This window comes from Dechloromonas denitrificans (assembly GCF_020510685.1).
GTDB lineage: Bacteria > Pseudomonadota > Gammaproteobacteria > Burkholderiales > Rhodocyclaceae > Azonexus > Azonexus denitrificans_A.
Genome location: NZ_CP075185.1, coordinates 4,240,965 through 4,267,142, shown reverse-complemented (window position 1 = coordinate 4,267,142; position 26,178 = coordinate 4,240,965). Strand labels below are relative to the sequence as shown.

20 protein-coding genes and 3 pseudogenes are annotated in these 26,178 nt (G+C 57.7%); 17 read left to right on the top strand and 6 right to left on the bottom strand.

Going from position 1 to position 26,178, the window contains the following annotated elements:
• Positions 1-69: 69 nt before the first annotated feature.
• The 8 genes from KI611_RS20250 (at position 70) to napH (ending at position 7,952) form a co-directional block, all read left to right on the top strand.
• Positions 70-936: a YicC/YloC family endoribonuclease gene (locus KI611_RS20250; protein WP_226417448.1), complete on the top strand. Its 867-nt coding sequence runs from the start codon at positions 70-72 to the stop codon at positions 934-936.
• A 95-nt stretch (positions 937-1,031) separates the two neighbouring features.
• A complete protein-coding gene (gene gmk, locus KI611_RS20245; protein ID WP_226417447.1) occupies positions 1,032-1,640 on the top strand; it encodes a guanylate kinase in 609 nt (202 codons plus the stop codon).
• A 14-nt stretch (positions 1,641-1,654) separates the two neighbouring features.
• Entirely contained in the window at positions 1,655-1,861 is a 207-nt protein-coding gene (gene rpoZ, locus KI611_RS20240; RefSeq protein ID WP_226417446.1) for a DNA-directed RNA polymerase subunit omega, read from the top strand.
• A 21-nt stretch (positions 1,862-1,882) separates the two neighbouring features.
• Positions 1,883-4,036, top strand: coding sequence for a RelA/SpoT family protein (locus tag KI611_RS20235; RefSeq protein WP_226417445.1), 2,154 nt, complete (start codon positions 1,883-1,885; stop codon positions 4,034-4,036).
• The gene (locus KI611_RS20230; protein ID WP_226417444.1) at positions 4,033-5,286 is read left to right on the top strand and encodes a D-amino acid dehydrogenase; all 1,254 of its coding nucleotides are present in this window, start codon (positions 4,033-4,035) and stop codon (positions 5,284-5,286) included. Before KI611_RS20235 ends, KI611_RS20230 begins: the two co-directional genes overlap by 4 nt.
• The gene (locus tag KI611_RS20225; RefSeq protein ID WP_226417443.1) at positions 5,280-6,041 is read left to right on the top strand and encodes a TatD family hydrolase; all 762 of its coding nucleotides are present in this window, start codon (positions 5,280-5,282) and stop codon (positions 6,039-6,041) included. Before KI611_RS20230 ends, KI611_RS20225 begins: the two co-directional genes overlap by 7 nt.
• A 157-nt stretch (positions 6,042-6,198) precedes the next feature.
• The gene (gene napG, locus KI611_RS20220) at positions 6,199-7,080 is read left to right on the top strand and encodes a ferredoxin-type protein NapG (protein ID WP_226417442.1); all 882 of its coding nucleotides are present in this window, start codon (positions 6,199-6,201) and stop codon (positions 7,078-7,080) included.
• Positions 7,077-7,952 (top strand): quinol dehydrogenase ferredoxin subunit NapH, encoded by an 876-nt coding sequence (gene napH / locus KI611_RS20215; protein ID WP_226417441.1) that lies wholly within the window; start codon positions 7,077-7,079, stop codon positions 7,950-7,952. The genes napG and napH overlap by 4 nt, the downstream gene beginning before the upstream one ends.
• Before the next feature lie 45 nt (positions 7,953-7,997).
• Here the strand turns inward: napH and rpoH are convergent, their stop codons facing one another.
• Positions 7,998-8,861, bottom strand: a complete 864-nt coding sequence (gene rpoH, locus KI611_RS20210; RefSeq protein ID WP_226419956.1) for an RNA polymerase sigma factor RpoH — start codon at positions 8,859-8,861, stop codon at positions 7,998-8,000.
• Positions 8,862-9,068: 207 nt separating this feature from the next.
• On the opposite strand from rpoH, the gene KI611_RS20205 reads away from it, so the two are divergent.
• A complete protein-coding gene (locus KI611_RS20205; protein ID WP_226417440.1) occupies positions 9,069-9,401 on the top strand; it encodes a helix-turn-helix domain-containing protein in 333 nt (110 codons plus the stop codon).
• Here the strand turns inward: KI611_RS20205 and KI611_RS20200 are convergent.
• Entirely contained in the window at positions 9,372-10,124 is a 753-nt protein-coding gene (locus tag KI611_RS20200) for an HAD family hydrolase (RefSeq protein ID WP_226417439.1), read from the bottom strand. The two genes, KI611_RS20205 and KI611_RS20200, sit on opposite strands and share 30 nt — an antisense overlap.
• Before the next feature lie 553 nt (positions 10,125-10,677).
• On the opposite strand from KI611_RS20200, the gene KI611_RS20195 reads away from it, so the two are divergent.
• Complete coding sequence (locus KI611_RS20195) at positions 10,678-11,496, top strand: hypothetical protein (RefSeq protein WP_226417438.1); 819 nt, start codon at positions 10,678-10,680, stop codon at positions 11,494-11,496.
• On the opposite strand, the gene KI611_RS22230 is transcribed toward KI611_RS20195, so the two are convergent.
• Both KI611_RS22230 and KI611_RS20185 read right to left on the bottom strand, forming a co-directional pair.
• Positions 11,392-12,012, bottom strand: coding sequence for an ATP-binding protein (locus KI611_RS22230; protein WP_226417437.1), 621 nt, complete (start codon positions 12,010-12,012; stop codon positions 11,392-11,394). The genes KI611_RS20195 and KI611_RS22230 overlap by 105 nt on opposite strands.
• 71 nt (positions 12,013-12,083) lie before the next feature.
• Entirely contained in the window at positions 12,084-12,821 is a 738-nt protein-coding gene (locus KI611_RS20185; protein WP_226417436.1) for a hypothetical protein, read from the bottom strand.
• A gap of 408 nt (positions 12,822-13,229) precedes the next feature.
• On the opposite strand from KI611_RS20185, the gene KI611_RS20180 reads away from it, so the two are divergent.
• The 3 genes and pseudogenes from KI611_RS20180 to KI611_RS20170 all read left to right on the top strand — a co-directional run bounded on the left by KI611_RS20180 (position 13,230) and on the right by KI611_RS20170 (position 14,831).
• Positions 13,230-13,775, top strand: coding sequence for a YniB family protein (locus KI611_RS20180; protein ID WP_226417435.1), 546 nt, complete (start codon positions 13,230-13,232; stop codon positions 13,773-13,775).
• Positions 13,776-13,894: 119 nt separating this feature from the next.
• Positions 13,895-14,454 (top strand): annotated as a pseudogene (locus KI611_RS20175) (transposase); the annotation flags it as partial.
• Positions 14,455-14,648: 194 nt separating this feature from the next.
• Positions 14,649-14,831: a hypothetical protein gene (locus KI611_RS20170; RefSeq protein ID WP_226417434.1), complete on the top strand. Its 183-nt coding sequence runs from the start codon at positions 14,649-14,651 to the stop codon at positions 14,829-14,831.
• 68 nt (positions 14,832-14,899) lie between these two features.
• Here the strand turns inward: KI611_RS20170 and KI611_RS20165 are convergent.
• Positions 14,900-15,349, bottom strand: a pseudogene (locus tag KI611_RS20165) (IS66 family transposase); the annotation flags it as partial.
• A pseudogene (locus tag KI611_RS22225) lies at positions 15,310-15,432 on the bottom strand (hypothetical protein); the annotation flags it as partial. The pseudogenes KI611_RS20165 and KI611_RS22225, both read right to left, overlap by 40 nt.
• Positions 15,433-15,862: 430 nt before the next feature.
• On the opposite strand from KI611_RS22225, the gene KI611_RS20155 reads away from it, so the two are divergent.
• The 4 genes from KI611_RS20155 to KI611_RS20140 all read left to right on the top strand — a co-directional run bounded on the left by KI611_RS20155 (position 15,863) and on the right by KI611_RS20140 (position 26,046).
• Positions 15,863-17,395 carry a putative Ig domain-containing protein gene (locus KI611_RS20155; RefSeq protein WP_226417432.1) on the top strand — a complete coding sequence of 511 codons (1,533 nt, stop codon included), beginning with the start codon at positions 15,863-15,865 and terminating at the stop codon, positions 17,393-17,395.
• Between the two features lie 73 nt (positions 17,396-17,468).
• Complete coding sequence (locus KI611_RS20150) at positions 17,469-18,314, top strand: hypothetical protein (RefSeq protein WP_226417431.1); 846 nt, start codon at positions 17,469-17,471, stop codon at positions 18,312-18,314.
• A gap of 83 nt (positions 18,315-18,397) precedes the next feature.
• Positions 18,398-25,510: an RHS repeat-associated core domain-containing protein gene (locus KI611_RS20145; RefSeq protein WP_226417430.1), complete on the top strand. Its 7,113-nt coding sequence runs from the start codon at positions 18,398-18,400 to the stop codon at positions 25,508-25,510.
• The gene (locus tag KI611_RS20140; RefSeq protein ID WP_226417429.1) at positions 25,507-26,046 is read left to right on the top strand and encodes a hypothetical protein; all 540 of its coding nucleotides are present in this window, start codon (positions 25,507-25,509) and stop codon (positions 26,044-26,046) included. Before KI611_RS20145 ends, KI611_RS20140 begins: the two co-directional genes overlap by 4 nt.
• The last annotated feature ends 132 nt before the right edge of the window (positions 26,047-26,178 follow it).

Here is a 26,178-nt window from a genome sequence, read left to right as displayed (position 1 = left end):
CGGTTATGATGCAGTGTCAGGCATTTTCGGGCGTGTTGTCCGGCCTGTAAAGCTGAAGAGGCGCCAACAATGATTAGTAGTATGACCGGTTATGCCGTCAAAACGCGCGATGTCGAGCGCGGATCCCTGCAATTGGAATTAAAAAGCGTCAATTCGCGCTACCTTGATTTTCACTTCCGGGTTACCGAAGAGTTGCGCTCGCTGGAAATGCCGCTGCGCGAACTGCTCGCCAGCCGCCTGACGCGCGGCAAAGTGGAGTGCCGACTGGCCTTCAATGCGACCGCGGCGCGCGGCGATCAACTGCAACTGAACGACGACCTGTTCGCCTCGCTGAAAAACCTCAACGACCGGGTGCGCGGTGAAATGCCCGAGGCCCGGGCGCTGTCGGTAAACGACGTGCTGCGCTGGCCGGGGATGTTCGGCGACCAGAGCATCGATTTCGTCGCCCTCGGCCCCGCAGTGATGGCGCTGGCCCGTGAGGCGCTGGCCGATTTTTCGGCAACCCGCGGTCGCGAAGGCGAAAAACTGGCGGCGATGATCGTCGACCGCGTCAATGGCATGCGCGAAATCGTCCATCAGGTGGCGCCGCGCATTCCCGAAGCCCAGGCCCTGTTCACCGACAAGTTGCGCCAGCGTCTGACCGAGGCGCTGGGCAACGCCAGCGACGACCGCATCCTGCAGGAAGTCGCCGTCTTCGCGACGCGCATCGATGTCGCCGAAGAACTCAGCCGCCTGAACACCCATCTCGACGAAGTCGAGCGCGTGCTGAAGCAGGGCGGTGCGTGCGGCAAACGCCTCGATTTCCTGATGCAGGAACTCAATCGAGAGGCCAATACGCTGGGTTCGAAGTCGGCGATCACCGAAGTGTCGCAGGCGGCGATGGACCTCAAGCTGCTCATCGAGCAAATGCGCGAACAAATTCAAAACCTGGAATAGTTTTTATTTTTTTGATGGGCAACGGCCGTCTGGCCTTGCCGTGAGTGAAGCGGTTGCCGGCAGCGACCGCTGAAAATTTTTGCTGGAAATGCGCTATGGCCGGAAATCTTTATGTTGTCGCCGCCCCATCGGGGGCTGGCAAAACGACGCTGGTTCGTTTGTTGCTGGAACAGGAAGCGACGGTCCATCTGTCGATTTCCTCCACGACGCGCGCCCCGCGCCCCGGCGAGCAGGACGGCAGGGAATACCATTTTGTCGAGGCCGCCGAATTCCAGGCGATGATTGCCCGCGAGGAATTCCTTGAGTGGGCCGAGGTGCATGGCAATTTCTACGGCACTTCGAAGAAGTGGATTGCCGACCAACTGGTCGCCGGCCACGATGTCCTGCTCGAAATCGACTGGCAGGGGGCGCAGCAGGTGCGGGCCTTGTTCCCGGAGGCGATCGGGGTCTTCATCATGCCGCCTTCGATGGAGGAGCTGACCCGTCGCTTGACCGGGCGGGGCACCGACAGCGCCGACGTCATCGCCCGCCGATTGTCCGCGGCACAGGCCGAGATGCGCCATGTCGGGGAATTTGACTATGTTATTATTAACGACCAGTTGGCTCAGGCGCTGGACGATTTGCGTGCCGTGGTGCGCGCTTCCAGCCTGACCATCTCGGCGCAGCGTGCCCGTCACGCCGCCCTTTTTGCTCGAATGATCTGATTTAGAGGTTTTACATGGCCCGCGTTACCGTCGACGATTGCATGAAACGAATTCCCAACCGCTTCCAGATGACCTTGGCTGCCGCTCACCGCGCCCGTCAACTGGCCAACGGCGCCACCCCGTTCGTCGATCCGGAGAAAGACAAACCGACTGTCATCGCCCTGCGTGAAATGGCGATCGGCAAAGTCGGTCTGGAAGTGCTCAACCGCGGTCAGGCCTGAAGGTAGGGGCGGTGAAGATAGATGGGTTCAACGCCGTCGCCTCTGCCGCCTGCTTCTGAGGAACCCGCCTACCGGGTTTTCCTTGATAGTCTCGATTATCTCGCGCCTGCCGATGTAGAACGTATCAAGGCGGCGTATGTCTTCGCCGAACGTGCCCATGCGAATCAGAAACGCATGTCGGGCGAAGCCTACATCACGCATCCGCTGGCCGTTGCCGGCGCCGTCGTCGAGTGGCGGATGGATGCCGATGCCGTTGCCGCCGCTTTGCTGCACGACGTTCTCGAAGATACCGGGACGACCAAGCGCGAACTGGCCGACAAATTCGGCAAGGAAGTCGCCGAGCTGGTAGATGGCCTGTCCAAGCTCGACAAGATGGAATTCGCTTCCTACCAGGAAGCCCAGGCCGAAAATTTCCGCAAGATGTTGATGGCCATGGCGCGCGATCTGCGCGTCGTGCTGATCAAGCTGGCCGATCGTCAGCACAATCTGCAGACGATGTCGGCGATGCGTCTCGACAAGCGCCAACGCATCGCCCGCGAAACGCTGGAAATCTACGCGCCGATTGCCCTTCGTCTGGGCCTGAACAAGCTCTACCGCGAATTGCAGGACACCTGCTTCCGCCTGATCCACCCGCATCGCGCCGAGGTACTAACCAAGGCGCTGAAAGCGGCGCGCGGCAATCGCAACGAGCTGCTGGTCCGCATTCTCGACGGCATCGAAGGCAAGCTCGAGCATGCCGGCTTGAAGGCCGAGGTGTTTGGCCGCGAGAAGAGCCTGTATTCGATCTTCCGCAAGATGCGGGACAAGCACCTGTCGTTTTCCCAGGTCTTCGACATCTATGGCTTTCGCGTCGTCGTCGAGAACGTGCCGACCTGCTACCTGGCGCTCGGCGCCTTGCACAGCCTGTACAAACCGGTGCCCGGCAAGTTCAAGGATTACATCGCGATTCCCAAGGCCAACGGCTACCAGTCGCTGCACACCACGCTGATCGGTCCCTACGGCACGCCGGTCGAGGTGCAGATCCGGACGCACGACATGCACCACGTCGCCCAGGAGGGCGTCGCCGCGCACTGGCTCTACAAGGACAGCGAAGACAGCGGCGCCGACCTGCAGGTCAAGACGCACAAGTGGTTGCAGTCGCTGCTCGAAATGCAGGGCAACGATTCGGCCGAGTTCTTCGAGAACGTCAAGATCGACCTCTTCCCCGACGAGGTCTATGTCTTCACGCCGAAAGGCAAGATCATGGCCATGCCGCGCGGCGCGACGGTGGTCGATTTCGCCTACGCCGTGCACACCGACGTCGGTCATCACTGCTCGGCGGCGCGCATCAACCAGGAACTGGCGCCGCTGCGCACCGAACTGCACAACGGCGATCTGGTCGAGATCATCACCTCGCCGCAAGCCAGCCCCAATCCGGTCTGGCTGACCTATATCAAGACCGGACGGGCGCGCAGCAAGATCCGCCACTTCCTCCGCACCATGCAGAACGAGGAGTCGGCCCGTCTCGGCGAGCGGCTGCTGCGCCAGGAACTGCTGTCGCTCGGGGTGGTGCCGATTTCGATCCCGGACGATGCGTGGAATCAGATGGTCAAGGCCGGCGGCCAGAAAACGATCGAAGAGGTGTATACCGACATCGGCCTCGGCAAGCGCCTGCCGTCGCTGGTTGCCCGGCGCCTGCTGGCCCGCGAGGACATGTCGCCGGATATGCCGAGCAACATGACGCTGGCCATCCACGGCACCGAAGGCATGGCCATCCAGCTGGCCCGCTGCTGCCAGCCGATCCCGGGCGATCCGATCATCGGTTCGATCAAGAAGGGCAGCGGCCTGGTCATTCACACCCACGACTGTCCGACCATCCGCAAATCGCGCTCGGCCGAGCCGCAGAAGTGGATCGACGTCGAATGGGAGCCGGAGGACGGCAAGCTGTTCGACATCCGCATCAAGGTCGAGGTCAAGAACACGCGCGGCGTGCTGGCCCAGGTCGCGGCGGCGATTGCCGAGGCCGGTTCGAATATCGAACATGTCTCGATGGATTCTGACCCGGAGCGCCTGTTCACCTTGCTCCGCTTCACCATCCAGGTCGCCCATCGCAATCATCTGGCGGCCGTCATGCGCGGCATGCGCCATATTCCTGAAGTGACCCGCATCGTTCGGGAACGGGGGAACGAGGTTTGAAGGTTCTCGTACTGGGGGCCGGCGTCATCGGCACAACGAGTGCGTGGTATCTGGCGGAAGCCGGCCATCAAGTCACCGTGGTCGATCGGCAAGCGGTGGCGGGCCAGGAAACCAGTTTCGCCAACGGCGGCCAGATTTCGGTCTCGCATGCCGAGCCCTGGGCCAATCCGCACGTCCTGCCGCAGGCCATCAAGTGGCTGGGCCGCGAGGATGCGCCGCTGCTCTGGCGCTGGCGGGCCGATCCGGCCCAGCTGGCGTGGGGCCTTCGCTTTCTGGCCGAATGCCTGCCCGGCCGGACGCGTCGCAACATGGCCGCGATCGTCGCCATGGCGCTCTACAGCCGGCAGCAATTGCAGGCCTTGCGCCAGTCGCTGGGCCTCGAATACGACCACCTCGAACGCGGCATCCTGCATCTGTATACCGACAGCGACGAGTTCGCCGCGGCGATCCGGGCGGCCAAGGTGATGCGCGAGTTCGGGCTCGACCGGGATACGGTCGACGTCGATCAATGCCTGGAAATCGAACCGGCCCTGAGCGCCGCCAGGCACCGTCTGGTCGGTGGCGACTACACGCGTTCCGACGAATCCGGCGATGCCCACAAATTCACCCGGGCGCTGGCCGAGCGGGCGCAGGCGGCGGGCGTCGATTTCCGCCTCAATGTCAGCGTCGACCGTATCGCGCCGGGCGGCAGCCAGATCGCCGGCGTCGTGGTCAGCGGCGAGGGCGGTCCCGAATTGCTTACCGCCGACGCCTATGTCGTCGCCCTCGGCAGTTACTCGCCGCTGCTCGTCAAACCGCTCGGCATCAGCCTGCCGGTCTATCCGGCCAAGGGCTACTCGGCGACGTTGACGCTGGCCGAAGGGGCGCTGGCGCCGACCGTCAGCATTACCGACGATGCCCACCGGCTGGTTTTCTCGCGCCTCGGCAACCGCTTGCGGATTGCCGGTACCGCCGAGTTCAACGGCTACAACCTCGATCTCAACCCGGTGCGCTGCCAGGCGCTGATGGAGCGCACCCGCGAACTGTTTCCGCGGGTCGACGTCGAGGGCGAACCGGAATTCTGGTGCGGCCTGCGGCCGGCCACGCCGTCCAACGTGCCCTGCATCGGCCGCACCCGCTACGGCAATCTGTGGCTCAACACTGGCCATGGCACGCTGGGCTGGACGATGGCCTGCGGTTCGGCCGCCTCGCTGGCCCGGCTGATGAGCGGCCGCCGCGCCGAACCGGAATTTCCCTTTATTCGATGCTGATCGACAGCCACTGCCATCTCGATGCGGCCGAGTTCGACGCCGATCGTGACGCGGTGTATGCGGCGGCGTTGGCGGCAGGCGTCGAACGGATGGTGATTCCGGCGGTGGCGGCCAACGGCTTCGCCCAGGTCAAAGCCGCCGCGGCCCGCTACCCGGGCTGCGTCGCGGCCTACGGCATCCATCCGCTGTTCGTGACGCAGGCCGGCGAGTCCGATCTCGCCGTGCTGCGCGACTGGGTAATCGAGGAAAAGTCGCTGGCGCTCGGCGAAATCGGGCTGGATTTCTATGTCGCCGACAGCGATCCGCAGCGCCAGGAATTCTTCCTGGTCGAACAGCTGAAACTGGCCCGCGAGTTCAATTTGCCGGTGTTGCTGCACGTCCGCCGCTCGGTCGACGCGGTGCTCAAACAGTTGCGCCGGATTGCCGTGCCGGGCGGCATCGCCCACGCCTTCAACGGCAGCCGCCAGCAGGCCGAAACCTTCATCAGCCTCGGCTTCAAGCTCGGCTTTGGCGGCGCCATGACCTACAGCGGATCGACGCGCATTCGCCAGCTGGCGGCGAGCTTGCCGCTCGAGTCCATCGTCCTCGAAACCGACGCCCCGGACATGCCGCCGGCCTGGTTGAACCGGGGGCGCAATGCGCCGGCCGAATTGCCGCGTATCGCGCAAATCCTGGCCGACCTGCGCGGCATGCCGCTGGCGCAGATTGTTGCGCAAACCGGCAAGAATGCCCGCAGCGTATTGCCCGGACTTTGAGCTGCTCCGGTTATTTTTTGCCAGTTTGATCTGCGCCAAATATGCGCAAACGCTGATCAAGTAAATTGGGCCATCGGGTTCCCCACAGGATGGAAGGCTTCAGGGGCCGTGTTCAGGGTGGGGTAAAGCCGCCGCCCCGGCGGCCAACCTAACGATCATGAAAGCTCCAGAAAAGACTGCCGGCAAGGCCGGCATTGCACGGCGCCAGTTCATTTTTGATTCGGCCAAGATGGTTTGCGGTGTCGGCATGCTCGGCCTCGGTCTTGGCCTCTACGCCAAGCAGTCCAAGGCCCTGCCGGCGCTGGCCCTGCGCCCGCCCGGGGCGCTGCCGGAAGACGATTTCCTCGGGGCCTGCATCCGTTGCGGCATGTGCGTGCGCGATTGCCCCTATAACACCCTCGAACTGGCCAAGCCGGAAATGCCGGTGGCGACCGGCACGCCCTACTTCAATGCGCGCCATATCCCGTGCGAGATGTGCGAGGACATTCCGTGCATCAAGGCCTGTCCGACCAAGGCTCTCGATCATGCGCTGACCGATATCAACAAGGCCAAGATGGGCATCGCCGTGCTGATCGATCACGAAACCTGCCTCAACTTCCTCGGTTTGCGTTGCGACGTCTGTTACCGCGTCTGCCCAGTCATCGACAAGGCCATCACCCTCGATCTGCAGCCCAATACGCGGACCGGCCGGCACGCGCTGTTCCTGCCGACGGTGCATTCCGAATACTGCACCGGCTGCGGCAAGTGCGAGAAATCCTGCGTTCTTGAAGAGTCCGCCATCCGCGTCCTGCCGGCCAAGCTGGCCAAGGGCGAACTCGGCCACCATTACCGGGTCGGCTGGGAAGAACAGAAGAAAGCCGGTCACTCGCTGATCGATGAATCGAAGATGCTCGATCTGCCGGATCGCCTGCCGGAAGGCGCCAACCTGCCCGGTCATTACGACCCGGCGAGCGGCCATACCGCGCCGATGCGCGGCCAGCCCGGCAGCGAGGCGGGGGCGATGCCGAGCCATCCGCCGGGCCTGGGAGACAAACCATGAGCGACAAGCGTATCGGCGCCGAGGCGGTGGCCGAAAAAGGCTGGCTGCGCGCCCATCAATGGCTGATCCTGCGTCGCCTTTCGCAGTCCGGCATTCTCGCCCTGTTCCTGCTCGGTCCGCTGGCCGGCATCTGGCTGGTCAAAGGCAACCTCAATTACAGCTATACGCTGGATTTTCTGCCGCTGACCGATCCCTATGTCGCCCTGCAGTCGCTGGCCACCGGCCATCTGCCGGAAAGCCTCGGGCTGGTCGGCCTGCTGATTGCCGCGCTGTTCTATTTTCTGGTCGGCGGTCGCGTCTATTGCGCCTGGGTCTGCCCGGTCAATATGGTCACCGATGCCGCCGGCTGGTTGCGCGACCGGCTGGGCATCAAGGGCAGCGCGCATCTCGGGCGTAATACGCGGTACTGGATACTCGGCATGACCTTCCTCGGCTCGGCGCTGAGCGGCGTCGTGCTGTGGGAGCTGATCAATCCGGTGTCGATGCTGCATCGCGGCCTGATTTTCGGCCTCGGAGCGGCGTGGACCGTGGTTCTCGCCGTATTCCTGTTCGACCTGTTCGTGATGAGCCGTGGCTGGTGCGGCCGGCTCTGCCCGGTCGGCGCCTTTTACAGCCTGCTCGGCCGCTGGAGTCCGCTCCGGGTCAGCGCGACGAAACGCGCCGCCTGCAACAACTGCATGGACTGCTTTGAAGTGTGCCCCGAGCCGCAGGTCATCCGGCCGGCCCTGAAAGGCGAAGAAAAGGGTGTCGGGCCGGTCATCCTGGCGCCGAACTGTACCAATTGCGGGCGCTGCATCGACGTCTGCTCGAAGGACGTCTTTTCCTTCGGGCTGCGCTTCCACAACCCGCCGTCTACCGCCCGGCCGGAATGAAAAAAGAGGAGCCGCGGCTCCTCTTCTCTTTTCGACTCAGGCGCTTCAGACGGTAGCCAGAACGCCGCGCATCTTCTGCAGGGCCTTGACCTCGATCTGCCGGATCCGCTCGGCTGATACGCTGAACTCGGCGGCCAGGTCGTGCAGCGTGGCGCCTTCGCCCTCGTCGTGTAGCCAGCGCGCTTCAACGATGCGGCGGCTGCGCGGGTCGAGTTCGGCCAGCGCCTCATGCAGACCTTCGTCCTGCAGACGGGCCAGCGCCTTGTTCTCAAGCATCCGGGTCGGCTCGTAACGCGAGTCGGCCAGATAGTCGATCGGCGCGAAAGCCTCGTCGCCATCGTCCGGATTGCCTTCCAGCGCCATGTCGCGGCCGGTCAACCGGGTTTCCATCTCGACCACTTCCGAAGCCTTGACGCCGAGGCGCGCGGCCACTTCGCCGGCCTGCGTACCGTTCAGGGTATCGACTCCTTCGTAATCATTCTTCAGGCTGCGCAGGTTGAAGAACAGCTTGCGCTGGGCCTTGGTGGTCGCCACTTTGACCAGACGCCAGTTCTTCAGGATGTATTCGTGGATCTCGGCCTTGATCCAGTGCATGGCAAAGGACACCAGGCGCACGCCGCGCGCCGGATCAAAACGCTTGACCGCCTTCATCAGGCCGATGTTGCCTTCCTGGATCAGGTCGGCATGCGGCAGACCGTAGCCCAAGTAGCCGCGGGCAATCGAAATCACCAAGCGAAGGTGAGAGAGCACAAGCTGCCGCGCCGCTTCCACATCGCCATCATTGTGGAAACGCTGGGCCAGCCGGGATTCCTCAACCTCGGAAAGCATCGGATAACGATTGGCTGCCTGAATATAGGCATCAATGTTTCCAACCGCCGAGGGGATGGGATAAGCCAAGGCATGGGTCATAGCGTAGGTTTCTCCTTCAATGTTCGATTCCATTTTAGCACTCGGTTCCTAAGAGTGCTAAGGCGAGAAAAAGTTTCTGGCGACCATTGTTGTTCTCACCAATTAAAGTCGAAAACTGGCTATTAAAGTCGAAAACTCGCTAATAGAGTCGAAAACTCCCTTATGCAGGGTCAGTCCGTTTATGGGCTGCATATTTGAAAGCGAACAATGAAAACAAAAAGCCTCCAAGCACGGGCAATGCATGCTGCTTCCATCTGCCGGAAACACGGGGTTTCTCAGGCTCAAATCGCTGACTTCGTTGGGGCAAGCCAAGGTCAAGTGAGCCGATTGCTTGGCGGAAAGATAGGGCGTGGCAGTAGGTTGTTCGAAGAAATTTGCCTCTTTGCCGAACGTCTGGAAGGTGGTGTAAGTAAAGAGCTGGTGATTGCCAATGACGAGTTGATTGCTGCCTTGACGGAGACTTGGGATGGTACGGCCGAGCACGCCAAAGCCCTGGCGACGGTAATTCGATCACTCGCAGTGCTTAAGTTGGTTCGCTGAATATTGCTTTGGGCCGCTTGTCGGCGAGGTTGTGTGAAAACATGTGGCTTTGTACTTCAAACAGTCAGTTGAAGCATTAAACCCTCTATGACGACGGATGGGGCACCGTAAAGCGATAGTCACCTTATCCTTCAGGCGCTCCGCCTTGTCCCGGTCAATCAACCTGGCCTGCATGCCCATCAGTTGCGGGCCGTCGCTATCGGCGCCGGGCGTATCGCCGACAAACAACACTTGTCTTGGCGGGCAATCGAGCTGTTCGAGAGCATAGGCGTAAATGGCCGGGGATGGCTTGATCGCTCCGACGGAAAAGCTCCAGGCGTAGCAATCGAACGGAACCGACAAACGGCGTAGCAGGGGCGCCGCGTACGGCTCAGCCAGATTCGAGCACAAGCCGATTTTCAGCCCCCGGTTTTTCAGCGAAGTCAAAGTGGCGTTGACATCATCGAAGAGCGTCACACTGTTCAATTCGACCACGAGATCCAGTTCCAATTCCCGATAAACCGGCGGAGGGAGAGTAATGCCTAGGCGTTGGGCGGCCTCCAATAACCCGCCGCGATGAGTCATGATGGTTGCTGCGTCGTCCGGCTGCGGGGCTCGACCCAGTTGTTGGCCATAACGCAGCAATTTCTTGAAGGCGTGGCGTCGTGCTCTGATATGGGCGAGGGTGCCGTACGCGTCAAAGACAACGGCTTGCACCTCTGGCGCTAGTTGAGAGTCCTTCAAGCTGATCGGTCCTCGGCTGGATTACGGGTTGGTGTCCCTTGGCTTCATCACTTGGCGTTTGCGTGAACCGAAGAGGACGTATGGCTTGTTTTTCGCCATGATCAGTGGGCAAAGGCAATGTAGCGTGATGTCGCTGCAAAGTCGATTATTCGCCGATACCATGTCGCATGGCCGTGGCTTGCTCCGACAAAGGCTGCCTGCATTCGTGGCCGCTTCTTCTTCCATGGCCGCCGATTTATTCTTGCGGACGTGGTTGGCAGCTATCTGCCGTATCCGTTCACGCCGATGAATTGCCGGATTGGCCATTTTGACGACAGGCCGGACATCGGCCAAAGCGGCCTTTGGTTGGTCGGCACGAACAAGTCGGCAATGTATTCGTTACCGGACGTATGTCGGCTAGAAGGTGTAACTACTAAAACGTTGCGAGTCGATGCAGGCGCCGCAAACAACTCTTAAAATGCCGAGCCACAACTTGCGCTAGCGTGCCGATTCAATTTGAGGAAATTCAAGAGTGACGACTCGAGCAACCCTTATTCGGAAACTACGGAATCGTGTGCCGGACCTGGCCAATCTTGATATTCAACCTGCACAACCTTTCGTCTTTAGAGTGATCTTTTCTACAAAAGGGCGTAGGACATTCAATGAGGTAGCCGAAGACGTCAGAAAAGTTCTTTCAGCAGAGAAGTCGGCCGGAGTCGGATTTGAACTTGAACCTTTTTCTTCCGAGGTTCCACTTTCAGAGTTCAGGGGGCCACCATATCTTTCTCTGGCTGCATTTGCCAGTGATCAGAGTGTCCACGGTCTCCCAAAGACCCTTATATCTGTGGTCCACGATCTCGCAAGGGTATTCGTAGAAGAGGAGCCAGGTAGATCCGTCACTTTTTACGTTTCTCGCGAAGACGGCACGGCACCAGATGAGTTTCTGGAACGTGTCCGGACGGCGCTGCTGAGCATTGGCTACGTCGGTCTGCCTTTCGAGGTAAAGGCGATTGATCTGAAAAATCCTGGCCACGTAGGCATGGGGCGAGCCGGATTTGCTGTCCCCTCCCGAAATAGTCGGATCGTCGATTACACGGAAGCCGATGAAGTCACATACGCACAACGCGTAAGCCGTCTCGTTGAAGGGTATCGCGATCAAGTTGCGGTGGTGGATGACCAGACTGTGAGCAAGATCTACCTAACCCCCTCGGTCGGTAAGCTTGATGTGGGTGCGATGCTGCCGCTATATGACCGGATCTACGTAGAACTCCCCTTGCACATCAAGGACTCAAACTACTTCGAAACTGCGTTTGGCCTGGAACAAGAGACATTTGTAGAACTTTGCCGTGCCGGCTGCGTTGTGCCGGTATTTAAGCGTAACCTGGGGCACTAAGCTAGCGACACAAGCTGTAGACTCCAGGGTCACGGACGTGCCAGGGATCATCGGGCAGTCTCGGAATACCGTGTAGTCCTTGAGTTCGTCTAGGGAGACTTCGAACTGAAGTCCGATGCCTTTGGCGTTCCCCGCTTCGAAAGCCAGGGAACGGATGTCCGCCTTGGTCGCGACAGTAAAGACCGACCAGAAACCTGTTCCGAAGCGTGCGATCGGAGCATACGATTTTGATGCGTAGGCAGGCTCCTTGGCCCTGCTGCTTGCTACGCTCAGAAAGTGGTTCAGGATGGTTCGGAGCGACATTCCGCAACCGTTGTCCGTCACTGTAACCGTGTGCCTCGCACGATCAAACTCAATCCTGACCTGCGGCCGGTAATCATCAGCGGGACTGGAATGGTGCATTCGGAATCGGCATGCCTCCACCGCGTTCTGAACCAACTCGCGAATCGGCGCGCCGGTCGATCTCTTCCAGACCGCGTTCGATGCGATCAAGTCGATCACCGCCCGCTTGCTCATTCTTACGCCCAAGCGCTCGAACGTTGCGCCCGGCAAATCCAACCTCCGCACGAACGGCTCAGGCCGAATCCTCAGCCGGGGGGGGGCGACTCTCGATCGATGTCGCAGTAGCCACGAATCCACCCCTCCATATCATCAAACGTGCGATGTGCGAGCGCAAGCACGTCGCCGTCGTCGAACGTACCGCTCACGACCACCTGACCGTCATCGGTCACCGCTAAGCTGTCACGGATGCAATCGTGCTTTCTGTTCTCCCGGAAAGAGATTGCCGCCGCATCGCCGGCTGTCTGTCGAGCCAGATCAACCACACCATCCAGTACGCGTGTGTTGCTGAATTCGATGGCGTCGGCGCTGCACAGAATGGCTGCAAGTTGCCGAACATCCAGGACACGACCATCTGCAGCGAACGGCTTCCGCAGATTCGCTTCCAACTCCGAAACGCTCAGGTTGTGCGACTTCATGATCCAGTCTAGGGGAGCGACCAGGTTTTCAGGAACTCCCATTGTCAGGGCATTTTGGTGGATGTATGTGCCCCCCCGCTTGGAATGTTCTCGACGCAGGTAGTCCGTCAGCGGAACACTGGTTTCCCACCCATGCTCCGGAAGGTCCAACGTCGCCCTGAGCAGTGGTTCCTCGCCTGGAAATACTGTCATGCCAAGGTCATGTGCATAGGCTGCGGCGATCAGGAGAAACAGCTCAGGCGCCCCAAGTGACTTGCTCGACCCCATTTCCAGGCAGCGATCCTGCAGGACGTTTTCCAGACGCCGGACAACCTGGAATCCATGGTGCGCATCATGACGGGTACCCAAGCCTTACAACACGCGCTCATGCCAAGGCAAAGGTTGGCGCATTGCTTTCCCCTCCGCATCAAAACAAGACATCCGCGAATTTCTCGCAGTCTTTGTTGACGCATTCGCCTTTTCACAAAAGGAGAGGCTGAAGCTAAACCCAGAGGACCAGGTCCTTCAAATTTACCGGGCCATATATCCGAGCCGGTGGACACCAGACGCCATGGAGCTTGAAACGTTTGCAAAAGACATTGAGGCCAAATATGGCTTCTCGCTTGAGAGCATTTGGCATGAGAAGGTCACACTCGGCGAGCTATTCCTAATCGCACAACGGGCACATGCACCATGAAAATGCCGCCCAACCCTACAATCAACCCGACCGGCCTGACGGCCGTCGGGTTATTTCCACGTAGGGCTAGGAACCCCCATATGACATACGACGAAGCAAAAAAGAAGATTCTTATAAAGTGGCTAGTTGGTGCGCCTGTTATTGTCGCCACCTCTTTATCCAGTGCCGTTTCAGCACTGAAAATGTTTTACTTCGGGCTAGATAGCGGAGATCAACTAAGTAGCGCGATTGCACTGCCAATTAAGCGATTGGTCTACCTCATCTACGAGAACACGCACTTTCTAGAGTTTTTCTGGAAACACTCTCCGACCCCAACACCGAAAGAACTTTTCGCAAACAGCAACATTGCGTTTTTTGTTATTTATCTCTGCATATTCTTTGGGATGGCCTCGGTCGGCTCCGCTCGCTCATTGTCGGCACGACTTGCGGAGATTGACAAAGAAATTGAAAACGAATTGATCCGGGAGTCAGTCAAGGGTAACGCTCCACGCAGACGGCAAGAAATTCAAGAGCAGGTTTCAGTGCCAAAACCTGGTTGGCTTTCTCAGATTCACACACTCTATTTGGCTCCCATAGTAGTCGGGGTTGTTGTTGCAGTTATTGCAAAACTTTCTGGGCTGGTATAGCCCTAACAATTCGTTCCAGCGGACTCCGCAAAAGCTACGCTTTTGCTCCGCTGAGGTGCCCCCCATAAACAGTGCCACGGGGAATTTAGTAAAGTCCGTTTTCGAGAAGGAGAATGGACTTGAAGAAGCGGTTTTCAGAAGAGCAGATCATCGGTTTTTTGCAGCAGGCAGAAGCCGGCATACCGATCAAGGAACTGTGTCGGCAACATGGCTTCAGTGACGGATCGTTCTACAACTGGCGAGCGAAGTTTGGTGGCATGTCGGTTCCAGACGCCAAGCGTCTGAAGGAATTGGAGGCCGAGAACGGTCAGCTTAAACGTCTGCTAGCCGAATCGATCCTCGATGCGGAGGCACTCAAGGCAGCTTTAGGCCGAAAACGCTGAGCCCCCAGCAAAAGCGTGAGGCAGTCATGGTGATGCGTGAATCGACAACGATTTCCGAGCGCCGTGCCTGCCTGCTGGTGGGTTTGTCGCGCACGGTCCTGCATTACGAATCGACGGCACAGCCAGAGAATGAGCAATTGCAGGCAAGACTGGTTGAGCTAGCCGGCGAGCGTCGCCGGTTCGGCTATCGCCGTCTGCATGCATTGGTTCGCCGTGAGGGTGTCCAGGCCAATCACAAGCGCATCTATCGCCTCTACAGCGATGCCGGCCTATCGGTTCGGCGCCGCAAGAAGCGTAAGCGCCCGGCGAACCCAGCTTGTTTTCAGGCCAAGGTATTTGGCAGCCAGCGATGGGGTAGCAATTCGGTGATTCGACGGGCTTACGGTCGGTCGAATGCCCCGAGGGGTTCCAAGTATTGGCATGTCTTGACGCCTACGGTTTCCGATTGAGGATTCTTGCAATGACACAGAGAACGTAGGATTATTGACGCATGCAAACGAGCCATCAAAACTCCCTGCGAGATATTACTTTGGATGCCGCCAAGCGCGAGCGCCAAGAAAAGTCGCGGGCGCAGGTTCGTAATGGCGAACGCACGCAAGAAAGTCTGTTTCTGATTTCACCGGCACAGGCAAAAGCTGCGACGGTGCGCCATCGCGTTTTTAGTTTTGACTGAAACTCCGATCAGCTAAGAGCTTTTGGCGATTGTCCGTAAGCACACGGCAAACCAGGTTGCTTTCTGAGTCAGGCGATAGTTTGAGGCTGCCAGCGATGCGGCAGCAGTTCGCCGATACGGCTTGCCGGTTGGGTCGGCAGGCGAGTCAGGACATCCTTCAGATAGACCAACGGGTCATGACCATTGAGCTTGGCGGACTGGATCAGACTCATGATCGCGGCGGCGCGCTTGCCGGCGCGCAAGCTGCCGGCAAATAACCAGTTCTTGCGGCCGAGCGCGATGGGCCGAATTTGATTCTCGATCCAGTTGTTATCGATCGGCACCTGGCCTTCCGACAGGTAATGCGTCAGCGCCACCCAACGTTTCAGGCTGTAATCAATCGCCTTGGCGGTTCCTGAACCATTGCGCAGCTCCTTGACTCTGCGCTCCTGTTCTTTGACGCGCTCCTGGTCTGCCGTGGTCGGTCCTTCTCGCTGGCCGGTTCTCGTTCGTGCTGACGCACCCAGGTCAGCAACGTCTGCGGCGTACAACCGATCTTGGCGGCAATCGATTCAACAGCTGACCACAACGACGGATGATCAACACGACTTTCGGCAACCATGCGCACGGCGCGCTCACGAAATTCGGGGGAGAACTTGACTGATTTCTTCATGACTCTATCTTCTCAAGAGTTAGAGCCTCCACTAAATCCGGGGCGATTCAGCCCTGGCCGTCCATGCTGATCTGGATGCCGTTGGCCTTGAGTGAGGCACGCCAAAAGTCAAATATAGATATTGAAAAATTCACACGGGATATGACGTTTGTTGTATTCCATTTGCAATTTACTTCGAGTACATTCGGTTTGCATAACTGATGGTGTAGGTAACAGCCATGCTTGGGTCGTGCGTGTAGGAGCGTATTGACCCAAGAAGCGATAGTTAAAAATGGTAAGAGAATAGTTGGGGTTGATTCAGGGGAATCTCTCTGTAGCCAATCGATACATTTGGGTGGAGTGACGGTGGAACTGTCACGCTGGAGCGGGGGAGAGGTTCTTGGATAAGAAGAGAATAGCTCTGGCTGGGCTAGCTATGCTGGCGGCGGCTGAATGCGCCCATGCAGCGACTCAGCTCCAAATTGATACGGCCAGAACAAAAGCGGCAGTCTGGTTGATTACCCAGCAGAAGGGCGATGGCAACTGGAGCAGTGGTCAGGGCGCTGATATTTCCGTGACCGCGCAGACTGCAGCTGGTTTGCTGGCTGCGGGGGTCAAGGGGTTTCCGGTGAACAACGCCGGGGTTTGGCTCGGAAATGCGGATGCACAGAGCGTTGATGCCTTGGCCCGCCAGATACGGGCCAAGGTGGTTCCCTTTGCAAACCTGAATGCTCAACACGACAAACTATTGACCTGGAAGACTTACCCGGCCAGGTCAATTTGGGGTACCTATCCGCAGTATGGGACAAGCTTTTCGGATACGGGATTGGCAATTCTGGCGACAGTTCCGTTCTCCTATGGAACCCAACTTTCCGAATTGGGCAATGCGGTCTATTGCAACATTCTTCCGGTGCAGAGCGCCGCGGGTGGGTGGCCTCATATTCCTGCGACAGTGGCTGCCACGACGCCATCCTCGGCGTCTGGCGGCGCGGTACTGCCGACGACGATGACGCTGCTTGCTCTCAATGCCGTTCGCGCAAAATTTGGGTGGGATACAAATGCCTGTGGATCCTCCTCCTACACAATTACCACTGCTGTTCAGAATGCTGCGAATTGGCTCCTCTCCCAAAAAAATGGTGACGGCGGAGTTGGTGAAAAAGGTGTTTCGACCATTTTTTCGACTGCTTTGGCATATCAGGGCATCCGGGCAGCCCGACCAAGCGATGCTGCGCTTCCCGGTCTGATCGACTATGTGATTTCGAGGCAGGATGCCAACGGTTCTTGGGGTAATGAGCCGATGCAGACTGGGCTGGTTCTGGAACAACTCGCCACATTGGCGACGCAGCCCTTGGATACGGATGGCGATGGGATTCCGGATGAGGTGGAGGTTATCCTGGGTTCCAATCCGACGATTGCCGATGCTCGTTCCTTGGCTGATAAGGGCAACGGAAATACGCAACCGGGGACAACCACTCCCTTGGCTCTTTCGGTTAGTGCTACGGTCAATCAGGCGTTCAATTACACCTTAACTTCGACGATCGGCATCTCCCCATTTACATGGAATCTGATCGGCGGGGCATTACCACCTGGCTTGGCACTGTCGTCATCTGGCCTGATTTCCGGAGTTCCGAGCCAACTTGGGTCATACACTTTCCAGTACGCGTCGACTGATAGCGGTGCTCCTCAAATTACGCGACCGACACTTGGCCTGATTACCGTCATCCGTCGAACTCCCGGAACCGGCGACCTAAATGGCGATGGCAAGGTCGATCTGGCGGACGTGATCCTTGCACAGCAGATCGCTCTTGGAAAGATGGCGCCGACGGTGGCACAACTTGCTGCTGGCGATGTGGCTCCGGATACAGACCCAGATGGCGTTATCGATGCCTCTGATGTTGCCTGGATTGCCAGGAAATTGCTGAAGCTACGTTGATTTTGCTGGATCACCGTTTTCAATCGTTGTTGACCCGGATCAAGGGGGAGTTATGAGAGCTATAAGCAGTTTGGTGCTACTGGGTCTGATCTTGGTTCTGAGTGGTTGCGCCGGTCAGCGTGCGTTTACGACGGCAGCACGCGCCGGAGATACGGTTGCATTGCCACTCGGATGGGCGAAGAGCCTTGCTCGGCAAAATACGACGGTAGTGATCACCGGGGCCAATTCAGCGACCTTTACCTATCCACCGAACGATCCCAACGTGCGTGCCGTGGCAAATCTCTATCCGGACCCCGTATCGCGCTTGATTGTAGGAACGGAAACAAACCAGTCGCTCGGGGTCAATGCCAATCTGTATGGGGCCAACATCGAGTCTGTGGTAACAAACTATGACAAAGATCTTAGCCAAACGATCCTGGTGCTCAACCTGCCCGCCACGCTGGTGACTGGTACAGCCAGTATTGTCGTAAAAGATCAGTTCAATACGTCGGTTACTGCAGTTCCCATGACTATCGACATTATTCCTGGCGTCGGTGGGGCAAATCCGCTGCAGCAAAACAATAGCAGTACTACGCTCTCTACCGAAATGGCTGCGAACCTGGAGCGTGCTGACATCAAGACGATCACCTTTGCCGGTGCCACTATTCCTTATGGCATACAGATAGACCTGACGCGAACGCCTGCCGTTGGTAAGCCCTGGGTCGTGAATCCGCGAGGGGATGTCAAGAGTCTGTCATGGTGGGATGATGGCTCGACCATCAGAGTGATTCTGACGCCGGCCAACGGCGTCAATCTGGCCAGCATGGCTAATTTCAAATTCTATGTTGCGGGCGGCGTGACAGGTTTGGCGTTTGGAGCGGTCAAGGCATTTGACTCGAACGGCAATATCGTGCCCGGAATCACCCCCCAGATTAACTGAATCCCACTTGCTAGCGAACCCGTTGCGCCGGTCTGGCGCTCGGGCCTGCTCATGCCTCGAATACGAAACAGGATGAACCCAACATGTCCGTGCTGACTCGACTCGCCAGTCTTTCCTTGGCTCTTGCGGTTTGTACAACTTCGCAAGCTTCCGAGTTCCAGCACCGCGATCCAGCACCGCTATCCGACGAAGTCGTACAAGCCGTCGTTGGCAGTATGCGGGCGCGTGCCAAGATTCATCCGGTTGCCGACCGCTTGCAGCATACCTTGACGAAAACAAGCCAGTTGATCGATTCGCTGGATGCTTCACTTCAGGCAGTGGGCGGCGCTTCAGCGAAAACCTCGGCCGAAGGGCGAATGCTTGTAGATGGGCAGATTAAGGAGTTTGCTGTTCTGAAGGGTGAGGTGTTGAATAGCTTTGGCGGATCGCCTGTCTCCAAAGCAGGGCAGTCTGGCAATACCGTTAACAAGGCGCTGAATGAGCGCTTCGACAGCCTATCTGCCGCGTTAGCCAAGATTCAAAAATCTGGTGATGACGCAAGTTTCAGAAAGGCTGTGGCCGATGCCAAACAGCTTATCTTCCGACTCCACGGCCAAGTTATTGCCCGTGAGAATGCGGTCTTGCCTGATCAGCCGCAGCAGCGCTATCGGGATGTCGCGCCATCGACGCCCGGCGTTCCCAGTCGGGCGTTGCCGCAGTATGTCATCGCGAAAAATCAGAGTCGGCCGGTCATGTACGCCTACAACGGCAACGGCATTCCGGATCCCATACCCCCCGAAGCAACGACGAGTTGTGAATATGCCGCCAGCGATCTGGCTGCGACTGCGGATGCTCCGCTCAATCAGGAAATCAAGGATCTGGCACGGAGTCTGGACTTTGATGTTCGGAAAATTTATAGCTACGTATACAACGAGATCAAGTTCGAACCCTACTGGGGCTCCACGAAAGGGGCGATGGGGACTCTCTGGAGCAAGGCTGGCGGGCCGATGGATCAGGCATCGCTTCTGGCCTCGTTGTTGAGAGCTTCAAATATCCCCGCGCGCTATGTACGAGGACAGGTCCAGTTTTCAGATGACCGTGGTAGACGATGGGTGGGCGCCAAAACGGATAACGCAGCTTCCCAGATATTTGCGAGAGGCGCGTTTCCGACTGCCACGTATTTTGTTGGGGCACCGGGAGTGCGGATATCGCATGTCTGGATCGAGGCTTGCGTGCCATATACCAACTATCGAGGAACGCGCTCTGACACTACCGGCAGTCGTTGGTCCCCTCTTGATCCCAGCTTCAAGGAACTGGTCTATCAAAACGGCATCGCCCATAACGTCAGCTTTGATTACAACGGCTACATGGCGACGCGAAGTAACGTTTTGCCTCATGAGAAAATGGCCCAGCAAGTCAATTCGGCCATCAAGTCGATGGCGCCACGCTATGGCAACAATACGCTAGCCGACGTTCCTTATACCGGTACGCTGGTCAAACGGGACTACGACGTGCTGCCCGCCTCGTTGCCTTATGAGGTGTATCAGTACGATTCGTGGGACAACCTCGGCGGTCCTTCGGAAGTCGCAGCCATTCCCGAGACCCACCGGGTTCAGGTCAGCATAAACTCTCTGGGCATCAGCAAGCAGTATGCCGTCGCCGATTTGGCCTTCAAGCGAATCACTCACTCCTTCAAGGGGGCTACCCCCGCGGATCAAACGGCGCTTGATGCCTGGAAAAACAATACCGCAGCGGCACCCTGTAACGTGAATGTACTGCCGGTCCTAAAAATTGATGGGGTTGAAGTCGCCGTCGGCAATTCGGTGACTCTCTGTTCGACCAGTCACGATATCGCCATGAAGGTCTGGATACCTGATCCGATACTGGTGTCGAAAATTTCAGCATCGTCTGATCCGACATTGATCAACCAGACGACGCGCAAGACCGATGCTGCGGACTATAACGCTCTTATCGTATATGCATTGCAGGGCTCAGATCGCATGCTGGCGGATCGGGCGAGCAAGCTGCTGGCCGCCGTTCGTGCCAACCCCACGCCCTTGACTGATCAGGATGCTACAGAAGGTGAGTTTCTCTTTACTGCTGGTTTGAAGTACGCCCGTTACCTGAGTGATTCCCAGCGCTATCTCGCTGCCTTGAACGGCTTTTCCGATGAGCCGTGGGTTCACCTCGGTCTGTCGAAGTCGAAGGCGCGAGTCAGCTATCTATTCGATCTTGCCTATGGAACATCATTGCGTGGAACCTTGGTGGACGTTTCCGGCAGTAACAAGCGTCTGGTCAAGCTGACTTCTACGGCCACCGATGTGGCGTCCATCCTGGCGGAGAACGCCGGTCAATTCCGTCTCTCCCTATATGCAGGTTCGGCCTACGAGCACTACATTTGGCAGGAAACGGCACGTCTGGACGCTGTTTCAACGGTTAGAGGCATTCAGTTCGCTCGCGAAACGGGCATTCCCATGGTGACCCTGAGGCAATCGAACATTGCTGACTATTTATCCTTGATGGATATAAGCATGTGGGGTTATCAGGCAACTATCACGCAAAGTCTAAAAGATAAGAACGGCAATTTTATAGCCGGGGCCTTCGTGTATGCCCCCTCCAAGACGATTTCCTATACAGGAGATGGTGCTTCGGCACCGTGGGTCGGGGCCATTTATGAATCTAACACTCCTAATTCCATCACCATGACCATTGCCGGGGGGTTCAACGGTGGCTATGGGCTCCTCAGCTCGCCATCGGTTAGCTCTCTTTATGACTTCGCAACTAGCTACATCGATGCGAATTACTTGAGCAATCTGGTTGCTAGCTACAATTTCGGCGGTACGCCTACGTCATCTCTTGGGGTTGGTACGTCCATCACCACGGCCGGCGACCCAGTCAATATGTTGACCGGCAACCTCGTACACAGCGAGCGGGATATCGTCATCAAGAGCCGGGGCTTGCCCATCATTTTCGAGCGTACCTACAACTCGAAAACGCCCAAGGATGGCCCGTTGGGCTTCGGCTGGACCCACAGTTTCAATCAATACATCCTGTTCAAGGGGGTTGAAACCGGCGAAGCCAAAGTTACCTGGGTTGACGGCAGCGGTGCCGAGCGATTCTACAAAACCGCCGCCCAGAGCAGCGGCAACATCACCGTCGGCACCACCCTGAGTGCCCAGCCCGGCGTCTACCAGGCCCTCACCCGTCGTGCCGATGGCTTCTACAGTATTCGCGAAAAGAACGGCCTGACCTACGTTTTCGAGGCTATCAACGGTACGGCTACCAACACCAATCAGAAAGCCCGCCTGCTTTCGGTGACCGATCGCAACGGCAATACGCTGACGCTCTCCTATGCTGCCTGGCCGAATCTTTTGGTCAGCGATGCTTTGAGTCGTTCGCTCACCCTTAAGCACGATGGTAATGGCCGCATCTATGAAGTTGCCGACTGGAACGGCACCGTACATCGCTATGAATACGATGGTGCCGGCAACCTGAGTACCTACAAGAATCCGCTGGCCATTGCCGGATCGCAGTCGCCGGTGACTTACACTTATTATGTTGGCGGGCAGATCGACCATGCCATGCAGCGCTACGCCCTACCGCGTGGCAACAGCATGAACTTCGAGTATTACGCCAACGGCAAGGTGTTGCGTCACACCACCAGCCAGGGCGAGGCCAATACCTTCGTCTACAACGATTTCCGTCGTGAATCCCGCAGCGTCAACGAGCGTGGCGATACGCGCATCTTCTTCTTCGACAAGAACGGCAATTCCGAGAAAATCGTTCAGGAAAACGGTGGTGAGCAGACCTACGTCTATGGTGATGCCAGCCATCCGTTCAAGCAGACAATCGAGACTTCTCCCCTCGGCTACACGACCCAATACAGTTACGACGCCAGCGGCAACGTCACTCAGATGACGCTGCCGTCAACCAAGACTGTGGTTTACGCCAATTACACGAGCTTTGGTCAGGCAGGGAAGATCAAGGATCCGCGCGGCAACTACACCCTCAGCCAGTTTGACACCAAAGGCAATCTGACGCAGAGCTCAGTCTTGAAGAGTAGCCTGGGTGCCGCCGTTGATCCAGCGACCTACAACCCCGGAACCAGCGAACTTGTCGCCCAGTCGATCAACACTTACGACGTCTATGGCAACATTGCCACCGTCAAGCAGGTCAAGGACTTCGCCAGCAAGGCCGGGCCGACGGTCACCTACAACTACGACACCAACAAGCTCAACGTCGCCACCATCAGCCGCAACGGCGACGTCAACGGCGATGGCGTGGTGACCAAAACCTCGCCGACCCAGATCTACGATGCCTACGGCCGTCCCACCACCAGCCTCACTGGCGCCTGGTACACCGCTCAGGCCCAGTACGACGCGGTCGGTCGTGTCACCCGAGCCACCGATGCCCTCAGCAACTGGCGCGACTTCAAATATGATGCTAACGGCAACCTGATCGAACAAAGCTTGGTCCTGGCCGCCAACACGGCCAATAAACTGGCCGACAGAACCTCCGCCATCTTCGATATGTCGGATCGCAAGACCACCAGCCTCGATGCGGCCGGCAATGCCACCGCCTACACCTACGATGCCGCCGGCAACGTCGTGCAGGTCGTTAATCCAGATGGCTACCGGGTCGCCTTTATTTACGACCCGATGCACCGTGTCATCCGCGCCTTCGACGAAGAAGGCAATGCTGTCAGCAAGAGCCTGGACATCGAAGGCAAACCGCGCCAGATCATGAGCCCGAATGGCACGGCCACCACCTACGATTACTACGACGCCAGCCAGAACGGCCGCCTCTCCAAGGTCACCGATGCCGGTGGTCGCTGGGTCAGCTACGCCTATGACGAAAACGGCAACACCGTCACCGTCACCGACAACTCCGGGCGCACCACGCTCACCACCTACGACGAACTCAACCGCCCGACCCGCATCGTCGGTCCGGCCTATACCGACATCACCTACGGCAGCATCCGCCCGGTCACCGTCAATAGCTACGACAGCCTCGGCAACCTGACCCAGGTCGCCGCCGGTCGCACCGACGCGGGTGGCCTCACCCCGTCCAGCGATGTCGTCGCCGTCCAGCAAGCCTACGCCTACGACGACTTCGGCAAAAAAATCCGGGAAACAGACGCCGCCAGCAAATTCTGGCGCTACCGCTATGACGACAACGGCAACCTAACCCAGGCCACCGATCCGAAGAGTCAGATCACCACGATGACCTACGGCTACGGCGGTGTCCTCAAAACCCGCCAGAACGCCGCCGGCACCGTCAGTTATATCCGCAACGCCCTCGGCCAGGTCACATTGGCCCAAAGCCCGGAAGTCAGCTACAGCTACACCTTCGACGCCGCCCACCGCCTGGCCAGCCTCACCGACAGCCGCGGCAACAAGACCCTGGCCTATACCTGGAGCCCCGGCGGTCGTCTCAACCGCATGACCGGCACCGACACCGGCGTTGTCGACTACCGCTATGATGCCGTCGGTCGTCTGACCACCCTGTGGGACAGCCAGGACAGCTATCTTGCCTACATCTACGACCAAGGCGCCCGCCTCAGGCAAAAGTGGCTGGCCAACGGCGTCACCACCGAATACGCCTACAACGCTGACAACACCGTCGCGCAAATCAAGAACAGCGCCTACAACTTCGGCACCAGCCAATACACCACCTTTACCCAGCATGATCTGACCTACGACCCGCTGGGTCGCAAACAGACCGCCAAGGACAAGGTCGGCGCCTTCACCCAGCCGGTGCAAACCCTTGCCTACGGCTACGATCCCCTGGGCAACCGCATCAGCAAGACCGATGGCAGCAACGTCACCGCCTACCTGCACGACAGCGTCAACCAGTTGAAGGAAATCCGGAACGGCAGCGCCACCGGCCCCTTGGTCGGCGCCCTGATCTACGACGAAGCCGGCAACCTCACCCAGAAATGTGAAGGCGGTTCGGTTACCGCCACGGCCGCCACCTGTAGCGGCAGCAGCGTGCTCGGCCTGCAATACAACGCCGACAACCGCCTGGTTCAAGCTGTCGGTAACGGCGCCAATGAATCCTACGGCTACGACGACCAGGGCCGACGTATCCGGAAGACCAGCAACGGCAGCACCACTTTCTACCTCTACAACGGTGCCGACATCGTTGCTGAATACGAAAACGACTGGAACAAGCCCAAGGCCTTCACCACCCATGGCCCGAACACCGACAACCCGGTTGTGCGTTACACCCGCAACACCAGCGGCGGCTACGACAAGTTCTTCTACCACCAGGACGGCCAGAACAGCGCTGTCGCCGTGACCGATGGCAACGGTACGGTGGTCGGTACGCAGATGTTTGATAGCTGGGGCAATAGTCTGCCTGGCGCCAAGCTGGGCAATGTTGAACGCTACGGTTACACCGGACGCGAGCCGGATGCGACGGGGCTGGTGTACTACCGGGCACGGTATTACGACCCGGCAATGGCCCGCTTTAGTCAGCGCGATCCGATTGGGCTACAGGGTGGTGTCAATCAGTACGCCTATGTGGGCAATAACCCAATCAACTATATCGACCCAACAGGCCTGATTAGGCAATCGCCAGTATTACTGGCGGATGCGAGCTCTTATATGGGCACGATCACCGACTTTGTTAGTTCAAGTTATCAAACGCTTTCCAATACGGCCAAGTCAACTTGGGATAATTCACCTGCAGTTACTGTTGGTAAAGCATTCGGTGGCCTTGCTGCAGTTGGTGTTGGCGCAGTTACTAACGATCAAGCGCTTATCAATGCCGGTCTGGATGGGCTCTCTGAGAATAGGACTAACAATGTTGAAGTGCTGGGCATTCTCCTTTCCGTAGGTCGCGGTGGATCGAATGTGGGAAGAGAGCCTGGATTGCTTGATCGATATTTGTCTGGTTCTGGCGGTCGATGGGGGGGTAACAGTACACGCGTACAGAACGATGGAATTGCGAAAGACTACATTGATCAAGGGTATGTTATTACAGGGGGGGCTGGGCGAGCTTCAGAACAATGGATTCCCGGTCCGGGAGGGTCCACAAAGGGAGGTAGTTTTGTGGATATTACCGCTACAAATGGTTCATCTGTGGTCCGCATCCAGACTATCAGCACGCGAGCTGACGGGTTTACTCCTACGCAAGCTGAGGCTGCGGCTGCGGCTAGAATTCAGGCAGCATTTCCTAACGACCAATTAATTCTGATTCCAAAAATTAAATGAAACAAATTCTATTCTTTGCCCTTAAAGAAGATCTGCTTTGTGTTATCGACGAGGTGGAAAAGAAGGCGCAGTTAACATACTACCGTATGGGGAATTTTCTTGAGCCAACGGTTGATAGCTTTGGGTCAGCGGCAGAGATTCCTAACCTTGGGATAGCCAACGTTGGGTCCTCGTCTGTCTGCGAATCCTATTTGGTCTCTGAGCGAAAAACGGCCTTTGTCGTTTTGCCGTTGGTTGGCTCTTCAGGTATTGCTCGGTACTGTGTGGATCAACTGAATAATCCTGATAGCGTGACTTTCACGCCAGCAGGCCTTTGGGATAACGGGAATATTTTATTGCACGGGCGCGTAGGCACCGCCTCAAATTCAGTTCAGTCGCTGGCTTTGATCAAACTATTTAGTTCGGTCATTAAAAAGAAATTTCGGAAAGTTAAAGCTTTCTATGTTGGCCCAAAGGCCTTCGGTCTTCTTGAGAGCGGAAAACGACTAACTATAGCGGAGCAATCTCCGCGGGAATTCGATTTGGTAATAGATTAACCAAAGGGATTAGAGATATTTTATTTTCTACGCCAATTAGCCAGTTTTTCCAGTCGACCGCAGTAACACAAATAACAACCTAATTTTTAGCCCATTTAAATAAAACAGCCAAAGTATGATTTCAAAATTCTT

Excerpts from the sequence above, each read along its gene's own strand:
- KI611_RS20250 (WP_226417448.1), top strand. The coding sequence starts at position 70 with ATGATTAGTAGTATGACCGGTTATGCCGTCAAAACGCGCGATGTCGAG.
- gmk (WP_226417447.1), top strand. The coding sequence starts at position 1,032 with ATGGCCGGAAATCTTTATGTTGTCGCCGCCCCATCGGGGGCTGGCAAA.
- rpoZ (WP_226417446.1), top strand. The coding sequence starts at position 1,655 with ATGGCCCGCGTTACCGTCGACGATTGCATGAAACGAATTCCCAACCGC.
- KI611_RS20235 (WP_226417445.1), top strand. The coding sequence starts at position 1,883 with ATGGGTTCAACGCCGTCGCCTCTGCCGCCTGCTTCTGAGGAACCCGCC.
- KI611_RS20225 (WP_226417443.1), top strand. The coding sequence starts at position 5,280 with ATGCTGATCGACAGCCACTGCCATCTCGATGCGGCCGAGTTCGACGCC.
- napG (WP_226417442.1), top strand. The coding sequence starts at position 6,199 with ATGAAAGCTCCAGAAAAGACTGCCGGCAAGGCCGGCATTGCACGGCGC.
- napH (WP_226417441.1), top strand. The coding sequence starts at position 7,077 with ATGAGCGACAAGCGTATCGGCGCCGAGGCGGTGGCCGAAAAAGGCTGG.
- rpoH (WP_226419956.1), bottom strand. The coding sequence starts at position 8,861 with ATGACCCATGCCTTGGCTTATCCCATCCCCTCGGCGGTTGGAAACATT.
- KI611_RS20205 (WP_226417440.1), top strand. The coding sequence starts at position 9,069 with ATGAAAACAAAAAGCCTCCAAGCACGGGCAATGCATGCTGCTTCCATC.
- KI611_RS22230 (WP_226417437.1), bottom strand. The coding sequence starts at position 12,012 with ATGAGCAAGCGGGCGGTGATCGACTTGATCGCATCGAACGCGGTCTGG.
- KI611_RS20180 (WP_226417435.1), top strand. The coding sequence starts at position 13,230 with ATGACATACGACGAAGCAAAAAAGAAGATTCTTATAAAGTGGCTAGTT.
- KI611_RS20170 (WP_226417434.1), top strand. The coding sequence starts at position 14,649 with ATGCAAACGAGCCATCAAAACTCCCTGCGAGATATTACTTTGGATGCC.
- KI611_RS20145 (WP_226417430.1), top strand. The coding sequence starts at position 18,398 with ATGTCCGTGCTGACTCGACTCGCCAGTCTTTCCTTGGCTCTTGCGGTT.
- KI611_RS20140 (WP_226417429.1), top strand. The coding sequence starts at position 25,507 with ATGAAACAAATTCTATTCTTTGCCCTTAAAGAAGATCTGCTTTGTGTT.